At 64.2% G+C, this 11,910-nt stretch carries 9 protein-coding genes; 7 read left to right on the top strand and 2 right to left on the bottom strand.

Annotated elements, in window-relative coordinates; translation table 11 throughout:
* Positions 1 to 136: 136 nt before the first annotated feature.
* The 7 genes from mtrA to secA all read left to right on the top strand — a co-directional run bounded on the left by mtrA (position 137) and on the right by secA (position 10,367).
* The gene (gene mtrA / locus QFZ36_RS05240; protein ID WP_306634471.1) at positions 137 to 811 is read left to right on the top strand and encodes an MtrAB system response regulator MtrA; all 675 of its coding nucleotides are present in this window, start codon (positions 137 to 139) and stop codon (positions 809 to 811) included.
* Positions 812 to 965: 154 nt separating this feature from the next.
* Positions 966 to 2,696: an MtrAB system histidine kinase MtrB gene (gene mtrB, locus QFZ36_RS05235; protein WP_373427070.1), complete on the top strand. Its 1,731-nt coding sequence runs from the start codon at positions 966 to 968 to the stop codon at positions 2,694 to 2,696.
* The gene (locus tag QFZ36_RS05230) at positions 2,693 to 4,411 is read left to right on the top strand and encodes an LpqB family beta-propeller domain-containing protein (RefSeq protein WP_306634469.1); all 1,719 of its coding nucleotides are present in this window, start codon (positions 2,693 to 2,695) and stop codon (positions 4,409 to 4,411) included. The genes mtrB and QFZ36_RS05230 overlap by 4 nt, the downstream gene beginning before the upstream one ends.
* Before the next feature lie 80 nt (positions 4,412 to 4,491).
* Positions 4,492 to 5,415 carry a ComF family protein gene (locus tag QFZ36_RS05225; RefSeq protein WP_306634467.1) on the top strand — a complete coding sequence of 308 codons (924 nt, stop codon included), beginning with the start codon at positions 4,492 to 4,494 and terminating at the stop codon, positions 5,413 to 5,415.
* Positions 5,416 to 5,559: 144 nt separating this feature from the next.
* Positions 5,560 to 6,285 (top strand): ribosome hibernation-promoting factor, HPF/YfiA family, encoded by a 726-nt coding sequence (hpf, locus tag QFZ36_RS05220; RefSeq protein WP_306634465.1) that lies wholly within the window; start codon positions 5,560 to 5,562, stop codon positions 6,283 to 6,285.
* Between the two features lie 32 nt (positions 6,286 to 6,317).
* Positions 6,318 to 7,529, top strand: a complete 1,212-nt coding sequence (locus QFZ36_RS05215; protein WP_306634463.1) for a winged helix-turn-helix domain-containing protein — start codon at positions 6,318 to 6,320, stop codon at positions 7,527 to 7,529.
* A gap of 99 nt (positions 7,530 to 7,628) precedes the next feature.
* Complete coding sequence (gene secA, locus QFZ36_RS05210) at positions 7,629 to 10,367, top strand: preprotein translocase subunit SecA (protein ID WP_306634462.1); 2,739 nt, start codon at positions 7,629 to 7,631, stop codon at positions 10,365 to 10,367.
* A 116-nt stretch (positions 10,368 to 10,483) separates the two neighbouring features.
* Here the strand turns inward: secA and QFZ36_RS05205 are convergent, their stop codons facing one another.
* Positions 10,484 to 10,975 (bottom strand): Rv3235 family protein, encoded by a 492-nt coding sequence (locus QFZ36_RS05205; RefSeq protein WP_306634460.1) that lies wholly within the window; start codon positions 10,973 to 10,975, stop codon positions 10,484 to 10,486.
* A 61-nt stretch (positions 10,976 to 11,036) separates the two neighbouring features.
* Entirely contained in the window at positions 11,037 to 11,867 is an 831-nt protein-coding gene (locus QFZ36_RS05200) for a LysM peptidoglycan-binding domain-containing protein (RefSeq protein WP_306634458.1), read from the bottom strand.
* Between the last annotated feature and the right edge of the window lie 43 nt (positions 11,868 to 11,910).

The following is an 11,910-nucleotide window of genomic DNA, read 5'->3' as shown; positions in this document are numbered from 1 at the left end:
CGCAACGGAACGGTGGGCACCGGGAACCTCCGGCAATGCTCCCAGCCTATAGTTCGGCCGCATGCCTACCTAGCGTTCCGCCATGCCGCAACGTCCTGAACAGGACAAAGCCTGTCTCATAAGGGAATATATAACTATGAAGGCACGCATTCTGGTGGTAGACGATGACGAAGCGCTGGCCGAAATGATCGGAATTGTTCTTCGCAATGACGGCTTCGAACCAGTCTTCTGCGGCGACGGCGCCAAGGCGCTCGACATTTTCCGTTCATCGAGGCCGGACCTGGTCCTGCTGGACCTTATGCTTCCCGGAGTGGATGGCATCGAGGTATGCCGGCAGATCCGCGCGGAGTCGGACGTGCCCATCGTGATGCTGACCGCCAAGTCGGACACCTCCGACGTCGTCCGCGGGCTTGAATCCGGCGCCGACGACTACGTGCCCAAGCCGTTCAAACCCGCCGAACTCGTGGCGCGCGTGCGCGCCCGGCTGCGTCCCGGCGACCAGAAGGCCCCCGAAACGCTGAAGATCGCCGACATCACCATCGACGTCGCCGGTCACACGGTGAGCCGGGGCAACGAGCGGATTTCCCTGACGCCCCTGGAGTTCGATCTCCTGGTGGCCCTTGCCCGCAAACCGTGGCAGGTGTTCACCCGCGAACTGCTCCTTGAGCAGGTTTGGGGCTACCGCCACGCCGCCGACACGCGGCTGGTCAATGTCCATGTCCAGCGCCTCCGGTCCAAAATCGAGCAGGATCCGGAAGCCCCGGAAGTTGTCTTAACGGTGCGTGGTGTCGGCTACAAAGCAGGGGCCTGACCCCGCAGTTCCCCACGGGGGACCTGCAAACGAGCCCACCGCGGGAAGTTCTCCGGATCCCGCAGGCGGGCCCCGCCGGCCGGAGCACCACAGTGGCCCGGAACATACTGATGCCCGCACTGCAGGCCTGCAGCGGCTTTCCTTCCGGGCCAGGATCTGGCAACGCCGTGCCCTGATTGTCAGCCTGCGCGTCGCCCGGCTGGTGTGGACAGGGTTCCGCAGGTTCCTCCCGGCACTCCGCTATATAGGACGGGCACTGCAGCAGCGGTGGCGCCGGTCGCTGCAGTTCCGCACAGTCCTCACTACCCTGCTCCTGGCCGTCACGTCTTTCGCCGTGGTGGGCGCCTATCTTTCGAACCAGATCGCCAACAACCTCTTCCAGGAGCGGCTGACCCAGGCGGAGTCCGAGACGCGCTACAACGTCAAGCAGGTGCAGGACACGTTCGACGGCGCCCAGGTCACCGACCAGTCCAGTGTCATCACCCTGGTGTACGACACTCTGAACGCCGTGGAGGGGCGCGGCTCGGTGATCCAGCGGAGATACGTCTTTGAGGCCATGCCTGAACAGACGAAGCCGCGGAACCGCTGGGTGGAGTCACGGGCCTCTGACCAGCTGACGGTCAGCGTTATCCCGCCGGAATTGCGCAAGGCGGTCCAGGAATCGGGCAAGGACCAGTACTGGGCCTCAACCGTCATCCCGGTAGGGACCGAGGACCGTCCCGGTATCGCCGTCGGAAACAAGGTGACGTTCAACGGCACGGTTTATGAGCTGTACCTGATCTACGACCTCAACACCGCCCAGCAGACCCTCAACGAAATTCAAAGCGTACTGTGGGCCGGCGGAGCGGTGCTGGTCCTGATGATCGGTGCCATCGCCTGGTACGTCACACACAATGTGGTCAGCCCCGTGAGCCATGCCGCGATGGTCTCCGAAAAACTCGCCGCCGGCCAGCTGCAGGAGCGGATGGTGGTCCGGGGTGAGGACGAGGTGGCCCGCCTCGGTGCCTCCTTTAACCACATGGCCGCCAGCCTCCAGGAGCAGATCACCCAGCTGGCTACGCTGTCCCAGATGCAGCAGCGCTTCGTCTCCGACGTGTCGCATGAACTGCGGACGCCGCTGACCACAGTCCGGATGGCCGCCGAAGTGCTCTACGACGCGCGGGATGATTTCGACCCCATCAACAAGCGTTCCGCAGAACTCCTGTACAACCAGGTGGAGCGGTTCCAGTCACTCCTGTCGGACCTGCTGGAAATCTCCCGCTTCGATGCCGGCGTTGCCATGCTCGACGCCGAACCGGAAGACATCCTGCAGGTGGTGGCCCACGTGATCGAAGGCGCAGCGCCCGTCGCCGCCGAGTACGGCTCCGAGATCCTGCTCAGTGCACCGGCCGGTGCTGTCATCGTGGAGATGGATGCCCGACGGATCGACCGGATCCTGCGGAACCTCATCCTCAACGCTGTGGAACATGGAGAGGGGAAGCCGGTGACAGTCACCGTGGCAGCCAGCCAGACCGCCGTCGGGATCGCAGTCCGGGACCACGGCATTGGCATGGCGCCGGCCGAAGCCGCGCGGGTCTTCGACAGGTTCTGGCGGGCAGATCCTGCCCGTGCCCGCACCACCGGAGGCAGTGGCCTCGGGCTCTCCATCGCGATGGAGGACACCAAACTTCACAACGGGTGGCTGCAGGCATGGGGCAAGAAGGGCAGCGGTGCGAACTTCCGGCTGACCCTGTCCCTGCGCCAGGGGGAAGAAATCGACAAGTCGCCCGTGCAGCTGGAACCGGAGGACATCATCATTCCTGGCGAAACAGACAACAGGAACATGTTGGTCCTTGAGGCCGGCACTCCGCTTGCTCCGGCGGCCGCCCCGAAGGAGACCCCATGACGGGCCGCAGTACACCGCGGGCCAGGCTGGCGGCTTCATTGCTGGTGCTTCTGCTGGCCCTGCTGGCGGGCTGCGCCCGGATTCCCACGTCCGGGCCGGTGGGCAAAAGCAGTGAGAGCAGCGCGGGCAACCTCAGTGCGCCGGTATTCCTGCCGGCTGCGCCGCAGGCCGGGGCGTCACCGGAAACGATCATCGATTACTTCTACCGTGCCGGCAGCGGCTACGAGGACGACTACGCTGTGGCGCGCCAGTATCTGACGCAGGCTTCGTCCGTTTCGTGGAAGCCGGACCAGCGTGCCCTCGTCTACCGGGAAGCCAAGGTAGTGGCCGGCGAGGCCGAAAATGTGTACAACTACGAGCTCGACGTCGCCTACACCGTGGATGCCGACGGGATAGCAACCCAGTCGCCGGAAGGGACTATCGAAAAAATCCCCGTCACTGTCACCCAGGTGGACGGGCAATGGCGGATTTCGGCCCTGCCGGATGGAACAGCCATCGCCGAAGAAACCTTCAAGGTGATCTACGGTGCGTACCCCATCTACTTCTATGACCCCACGTTTACGTATGCGGTCCCGGACGTGCGCTGGTTTATCAAGAACAAGACCGTCAAGGCGATGACCAGTGCACTGCTCGCAGGGCCCGCGCCGTACCTGCGGGGCGCCGTGGCCAGCGCCTTTCCTTCGGGCATCAAGCTGGCCCGGGAGTCGGTTCCTGTTGTCTCCGGGGCGGCCCAGGTGGACCTGACCGCCAAGGAACTGACGGATACTTCGCCCGAAGACCGGCTGCGAATGCAGATGCAGCTGACTTTGACCTTCCGCAGCCAGCCGGACGTGGTCAACGTCGAACTCCGCGCGAACCAGGACCTGGTCCGGGTGGAGGACAACGGCTCGGTCCTGCCGCCGGTAGTGGACAGGAGTGTGCCGTCGCGCCAGATTGCGGTGAGCGGCAACGAGCTCGTGCGGTATGAGAACAACAGGATTTCGCCGCTGCCGGACATGCAGCCGGTGTCCTCGCTCGCGCCGCGGTTCCCCGCCGAATCCCCGGCATCGCAGACGGCAGCCTTCCTCAACGACAGCCGCACCACCCTGTACAGCATCAACCCCGGCCAACCTGCACGTGCGCTGACCACACGAAGCACCCTGACCCGGCCGTCCTTCGGCCTTAACGGCTGGCTGTGGTCGGCGGGACCCGGGGCTGAGGGGGGAACTGAAGTTGTTGCGTTCCGGCCCACAGGAGTGGCGGAGGGAGCCACCGTACCCGCGGTCACGCTGACGCCGGCCTGGCTGGCAGGACGGACGGTCAAGGACTTCCGGATCTCCCGCGAGGGAGTCCGGGCGCTGGTGATTTCCGAGCAAAACGGTAAAACCCGGGTCCAGGTAACCGGCATCATCCGGGGCGGCGACGGGACTCCCCGCGAGCTCACGCCACCCGTTACGCTGGCCACCGAAAGCGGACCGGACCAGGGTGTGTGGGTAAGCGATACCACCGTTGCCGTGATGAAGGGGGCCGCCGGTTCGAACGTCACCCCGGAGTTGCTCTCGCTCACGTCGGGGCAGCCGCAGCAACTGGCCCCCTGGCCGGGACTCGTGGCCCTCAGCGCCGGCAACGGTCCCGAGGAAATCTACGCCCAGTCCGGGGAGGGCGTCTTCCAGCGGCTGGGCAACGGCTGGTCGCCGCAGATCAAGGGACCTATCGATCCGTCGTTCCCGGGCTGAACCGGGTGTTCTTTCCGGTCCTGTCCACATAGGCCTTTGATGGCGTGTCCGTCAGGGGCGGCCGGGCAGATGCTTGATCCGTGAGCAACAGACTTAGGGCGCCGGGCAGGCTACCCCGGACCGTCCGGGTCGATCCGGACCTCGTCCCGTCGGCGGAGCGGCCCGCCAGGCACCGGTCCGATCACCAAAGCGCCTTGCTGCGCCTGGTGGATCAGGCTGCGGGCGCAGCCGGGGACCTCCTCGCGCTCGCTGTTCCAGTGGACTGCGTGTGCTGCGGAGCCGAAGACCGTGCGCTGTGCATCGCTTGCGACCGCAACATCCGCCGGCTGACGCACGAGCCCTTCCGGGCTGAGCGCGGAGCTCCTGCCCTGATGGACGTCGATGGGACGGTGCTGTTGCCAGTGGTGGCCGCAGGCGTGTACAGGGAGGAACTGGCGCAGGCCCTCCTTTCTTTCAAACGGCACGGCCAACACCAGCTCGGGGACAGCCTGGGCCGCGCGCTCGCCGGCGCCGTTCGAGCAGCAACGGACGGCGCGGAGGGGATCTGCCTGGTGCCCGTGCCCACCAGCAACGCAGCGTTCCTGAAGCGTGGCTTCAGCCCGGTCCACCTGCTCTTGCGGAAGGTGTCGCGGCAGCTCCCGGAACTTCGCGTGGCGCACGTGCTGGAAAAGAGCGGAACGGGCGTTCTACAGCTGCCCGGAGGCCAAAAAGGCCTGGACCGTGGCGGCCGTGCCCGGCGGGTGCGGGGGTCCATGCGTGTCCACCAGCGGGGCCGGAAACGGCTGCCCGGCCACCGCTGCGTCATTGTCGACGACGTCCTCACGACAGGCGCGACACTCTCGGAAGCGGCCCGGGCGCTGCACTTGGCGGGGGCCGTCGTGGCAGGCGCGGTGGTCCTCGCCGCGACACGCCCGCCGGACTCTGCCGGCTCCGGCGCCGCATCCGCTGAAGCCCGGGGAGAGGGGCATGACTTGGAAAAAAATAAACCAGGAAAGGATGAATAACCGATGGCTATGAACTAACGTCGGTGGTGGGTACCAAGAACAGAATGTACCTGTCGATGGCGGCTCGGAAAGGGGCTTGACTGTCAAACAGATCGGCCCAGCGAAGTGCTGCCGTCGTGTCACCGAAGTCATTTGGAGGGCACCATGGAGTTTATGATCAGCGGACGAAATCTGACAGTTTCAGACCGGTTCCGCGAATATGCCGGGGAGAAGATCTCGAAAATTGAGTCGCTGGGGGACAAGGTCCAGCGCGTCGATGCAAAAGTTTCAAAGGAGACCAACTCGCGGCAGACCGGCGACCAGCTGACTGTTGAAGTGACCGTCCTGGGCAGGGGGCCGGTGATCCGTGCCGAAGCAAGCGCCGCTGACAAGTTCGCTGCATTCGACCTCGCATACAACAAGCTCCTCGAGCGCCTCCGCCGTGCCAAGGACCGCAAGAAGGTCCATCACGGACGCCACACCCCAAAAGCTGTCCGTGAAGCCACCGCCACGCTGGAACCAGCCAGCGCCAACGAACCGATATATGCCGAGGCGAGCCACCGCGACGACGTTGCGCCGGCCCCCGCAGAAAAGTCTCCCTATGATGTCGATAACGACATCCCGGCCGGGAATTCTCCGGTCCTGATCCGGCGCAAGGTCTTCCCGGCCGCCTCGCTTTCGCTCGACGATGCCGTGGACAACATGGAACTTGTCGGCCACGATTTCTACCTTTTCGTGGATAAGGCTACGAATACCCCGTCTGTCGTCTACCGGCGCCGCGGCTGGACCTACGGGGTCATCACCCTGGACCACGAATGCGAACCGGGCGACACTTTGGTTGAAGAAAAAATTCTCGCGTACCGTTCTGACGACGCAGCAGCCAACGCCTAGGGTGGTAAACACCATCCATTGAGAGGACTGATGTGGCCACGCTGAGCCTGGACCAGGCCCGGCGGATCGCTTTGGCAGCACAAGGACTCGACAAAGGACGGCCCGCCGGACCCGTGTCATCACGGACGGTGGGCCGGACCTTTGCCCGGCTCCAGCTTGTCCAGATCGATTCCGTCAACGTCCTCGCCCGCAGCCACTTCCTCCCTTTCTTCTCCAGGCTCGGCAACTACGACCGCAGTATCCTCCGGCGGATGTCGGCCACCCACCCGCGGCGCATGATGGAGTACTGGGCGCATGAAGCCAGCTACATCCGGCCCGAGCACTTCTCCGACCTTCGCCTGTGGCAGAAACGCTCCTGGGTCGGGGCCCACAGCATGGATCCCGCCCTCCGCGCCACTATTTCCGCGCGGATCCTGGACATGCTGGCGACGGCACGCCCTTTGACTGCCGCCCAGATTGCGGACAGGATCGGCCATGTCGAGGAAAAGCAGAACGCCAACTGGGGCTGGAACTGGAGTGCGGTCAAGAGGGTACTGGAGCACCTCTTCGAAGAGGGCCTCGTTTCGGCGGCCTCCAGGACGGAGCAATTTGAGCGGCGGTATACGCTCACCGCGCGGGTGCTTCCCCACCATCAAATTGTGGAGCCGGCGCAAGCTGACCCCGTTCCGGCCCTGCATCGGCTGATTGATGCGGCCGCGGAAGCCCACGGGATCGGCACCGTCAGGTGTTTCGCCGACTACTTCCGCACTCCTGTCAAAGCCGCGGCGGCGTCAGTGGAGCATCTGGTGGAGTCCGGCAGGCTGCAGCCAGTGACTGTCACGGGATGGAACCGTGAAGTCTTCCTTCACTCGGCGGCCAGGATGCCACGGAGTGCGACGGGCCGGGCCCTGCTGAGCCCGTTCGACTCCCTGGTCTTTGAACGGCGCCGGCTCGAGGAACTGTTCGGCTTCCACTACCGGATCGAGATCTACACGCCGGAACACAAACGGCGGTACGGCTATTACGTTCTTCCCTTCCTCCTGCGCGACCGGATAGTGGCACGGGTGGACCTGAAGGCCGACCGGGCAGGCGGGACACTGCTCGCCAGATCCGCCTTTGCCGAGCCTGGCGCCTCGCTGGACACCGCCGTCGAACTCGCCGCGGAGCTCCGACTGATGGCGGACTGGCTGGGACTGCCCGGCGTGGAGGTCTGCCGGCAGGGCGATCTCGCCGGGGAACTCGGCCGGGCTGTGGCCTGCGGATAGCCCGCGGTCCGCTCTGAGGGAAAACAAGCACCGGTCCCGTGTCTCTCCCGTAGACTAAAAACGCCAGAATTCGGCGGCAACGACTGGGAGCATCTTCACGTGGCATCACTTATCGAAAAACTTCTCCGCACGGGTGACAAGAAAACCCTCCGGCAACTGCGGAACTATGCCGATTCCATCAATGCCCTTGAAGATTCATTCAAGACCTTCACGGATGCCGAACTGCGCGAGGAAACGGACCGGCTGCGCGAACGCCACCAGGACGGCGAAAAGCTTGACGACCTGCTTCCGGAGGCCTTTGCCGCGGTCCGGGAAGCGTCTTCACGCACCCTGGGCATGCGCCATTTCGATGTCCAGTTGATGGGCGGCGCCGCGCTGCACCTGGGCAACATTGCAGAAATGAAGACCGGTGAAGGCAAGACCCTGGTGGCAACTGCTCCTGCCTACCTCAATGCGCTTACCGGCAAGGGTGTCCACGTCGTCACGGTGAATGACTACCTGGCTGAATACCAGTCCGACCTCATGGGCCGGGTGTACCGTTTCCTTGGCCTTACCAGCGGGTGCATCCTTTCAAACCAGGATCCCGCGGTCCGGCGCGAGCAGTACGCCGCCGATATCACTTACGGCACCAACAACGAATTCGGTTTCGATTACCTCCGCGACAACATGGCCTGGGACAGGGCCGAACTGGTCCAGCGCGGGCACAACTTCGCCATCGTTGACGAAGTGGACTCCATCCTCATTGACGAGGCACGTACGCCGCTCATCATTTCCGGGCCGGCCCAGGGCGACACCAACCGCTGGTACAGCGAATTCGCCAAGGTGGTCCTGCGGCTGCAGCCCGAGAAGGATTACGAGGTCGACGAGAAGAAGCGTACCGTCGGTGTCCTGGAAAGCGGCATCGAAAAGGTTGAGGATTACCTCGGAGTCGAGAACCTGTACGAATCGGCCAACACGCCCCTGATCGGGTTCCTTAACAACGCCATCAAGGCCAAGGAACTTTTCAAGCGGGACAAGGACTACGTCATCCTCGACGGCGAGGTCCTGATCGTTGACGAGCACACCGGACGTATCCTCGCCGGCCGCCGCTATAACGAGGGCATGCACCAGGCCATTGAGGCCAAAGAGGGCGTTGAGATCAAGGCTGAGAACCAGACGCTGGCCACGGTGACGCTGCAGAACTACTTCCGCATGTACCACAAGCTCTCCGGCATGACCGGTACTGCCGAGACCGAGGCAGCGGAATTTATGGGTACCTACAAACTCGGAGTGGTGCCTATCCCCACCAACCGTGACATGCAGCGGATCGACCAGGCGGACCTGGTTTTCAAGAACGAGACCGTTAAGTTCGACGCCGTCGTCAAGGACATCGCTGAGCGGCACGAAAATGGCCAGCCGGTGCTCGTGGGTACCACCAGCGTCGAGAAAAGCGAATACTTGTCCCGGCTCCTCGCCAAGGAAGGCATCCGCCACGAGGTCCTGAACGCGAAGAACCACGCACGGGAAGCTGCCATTGTGGCCCAGGCGGGCCGCAAGGGCGCCGTCACCGTTGCAACCAACATGGCCGGCCGCGGTACCGACATCATGCTCGGCGGCAATGCCGAATTCACCGCCGTGGCCGAGCTGGCAAAGCGCGGCCTCGACCCGGAAGAGAACTCGGAGGAGTACGAGTCCGCCTGGCCTGAGGCCCTCGAAGGTGCAAAGCAGTCCGTCAAGGACGAACACGAGGAAGTCCTGAACTTGGGCGGCCTGTACGTGCTGGGCACCGAACGGCACGAATCCCGGCGCATCGACAACCAGCTCCGCGGCCGTTCCGGCCGTCAAGGTGACCCGGGCGAATCCCGGTTCTACCTTTCGCTTACCGACGACCTCATGCGCCTCTTCAACTCCGGCGCGGCGGAACGCCTGATGAACAGCTCAGTGCCGGACGACGTCGCGCTGGAATCCAAACTTGTCTCGCGCGCCATCGCTTCCGCGCAGGGCCAGGTGGAGGGGCGCAACGCCGAGCAGCGCAAGAACGTCCTGAAGTACGACGACGTCCTCAACCGCCAGCGCGAGGCCATCTACAGCGACCGCCGCCGGATCCTTGAGGGCGACGACCTGCACGAAAAGGTGCAGTTCTTTGTGGAGGACACCATCACCGCGCTCATCGACGCTGCCACGGCGGAAGGCAACGGCGACGACTGGGACTTCCACCAGCTCTGGACCAACCTCAAAACGCTCTACCCCGTCAGTGTCACACCTGAAGAGATCATCGAGGAAGCCGGTGGAAAGTCCAGGCTCACCGTCGAGATGCTGAAGGAAGAGCTGCTGTCCGACGCCCGTCTGGTGTACCAGTCCCGGGAAGAGGCGATCGGCTCCGAGAGCATGCGCGAGCTGGAGCGCCGGGTAGTCCTGTCAGTCATCGGGCGCAAATGGCAGGAACACCTTTATGAGATGGACTACCTCAAGGAGGGCATCGGCCTGCGCGCCATGGCCCAACGTGACCCGCTCGTTGAATACCAGCGTGAGGGCTTCGCCATGTTCCAGAGCATGATGGAGGCCATCCGCGAGGAAAGCGTTGGTTTCCTCTTCAACCTTGAAGTGGAAGTCACTCCTGCCCAGGACGTGGTTGTTGCGGACGACCAGGGCGGGCACACAGAGCACGTTGAGCCGCAGGTGCGGGCGGCCGGCCTGGAAGCACCGGCGCAGCCTGCCCAGCTGCAGTACACGGCTCCCCGCGAGGACGGCGGTACGCAGACCCGGGTGGAAACGCGCTCCTCGGGACGTTCGGGTAACCCGGCCAAGGCAGCGGCCCAGGACGCTGCCAAGCGGCCTGCCAAGAAGAAGAAGCGCTGACCGCACGCTGATCAAGCCGGCGGACAGGTAAGAATAAGGAGCAGGGCCGGGATGTATTTCCCGGCCCTGCTCCTGTTTGGGGGCAGTTCCGGTAGCGCTCCAGGGACGCGGGTCCCTTAGCCAATGACAAGTTCAGTGACGCGCCATACCTGCTTGCTCCGCTCCAGTCGGACGGCCACGGCCCGGGCACGGACGTCGTCCATCACTACTGCACTGGCCTCGTAAATTCCATCAGCCACCTCGCAAACCCGGACCGAGCGGACAGTGGAATTCCTGTGCAGCCGTGCCAGAGTGGGATTGTTGGTCCGGGCCGCTTCGCGTCGAATCAGGCAGGCGCGGTGCTGCAGCGCCGACAGGCACCGTGGATCAAGCCTGCGGGCCAGTTGGTGGACCGGGCGGATTCCCGCCAGGACTTCCATGGCGGCCTGAACCGTCCCGCGGGTGATGGCACGCACCTCGGACAGCTCATCAACGGGCCGCAAACCTGCAGGAGTTCTCGTTTCGAGTGGCGCTAAGCCGCGGCCAGGAACCGGCACCCCATGCCGGGGCGGCGGATCCTCGGCCCTGCCAGGTCGCTGTCCGGCCCTGATCGGTGTCACTGCAGTCATTGCTTTCCCCTTAGTTTGCGGTGGTAGTTAGCGCCGGGATTCTTGCGAGCCCGGCCCGTGGTTATTTCGCGGACGGCGGCTGAAGAATTTGCCCCGGAAGCAGCGCATCGGGATTCTGGCCGATGATGGCACGGTTGGCCTCGAACCATCGCGGCCACTCCAGAGCGACCTCCATATCTGTTGCTCCCGGCCCGATGGCCGATGCGGCGATGTCCCACAATGTGTCCCCGGAGAGGACCGTCACGGATGCGGCTCCCATTCCGGCGCTATCGACGCTGCGCGACGCGGGAGCCACCAGGAGCCCTGGACTGACCACCGGGGCGGCAGGCTGCCAGCCCGGCTCAACTGTGGACGGGGCGGCTGCGTTGTCCTTCAGGGCTTCCTCAAGCGGCTGATGGGCTATCCGCGGGTCGGTGCTATCTCCACCATCTTCGGGACCTGCTGAGCCGGTGCCGGTTCCAGGATCCGCCGGGGCGGTTGATACGCGCTGTTGGGTGGGGGCCCACTCCGGTCCCGGACCCGCCGTATCTGCATGCGCGGCTGGCCCCGCCACCAGTTGGACCGAGAGGGCGGCAAGAACAAGCCGCTGCATAAATGCCGGGGACAGCCTGCGCGTTGCAGCAGCGGCGCGAATTTTGCCCATCCGGTCCAGAACAGTTGAGGCTCCGGCCAGAAGCAGGGACAGAAACCACCAGCCAACCAGGAGCGCTCCGCTGACTGCTGCCGCTGCTGCCAGCAGGTCCTCTGCCTGGAGTCCCTGGCGACCAACCCCGGACTTCTGCCATTGCTCAAGCAAACCGGCGCCGACAACAAAGAGCAGTACACCAAGCAGCAGGATGGCCACAGCGCTGATGGCATCCGTCCAAGTATTCGATCCAGCTTTCTTTGCCATCAGTTGTCCCTTTTGATGCACTTTGATGTTGTTTGTCGTAACT

Origin of the sequence: Pseudarthrobacter siccitolerans (genome assembly GCF_030823375.1) — a bacterium.
Lineage (GTDB): Bacteria > Actinomycetota > Actinomycetes > Actinomycetales > Micrococcaceae > Arthrobacter > Arthrobacter siccitolerans_A.
The sequence above is the reverse complement of the archived record's forward strand: the minus strand, read 5'-3'. Positions and strand labels throughout refer to the sequence as shown.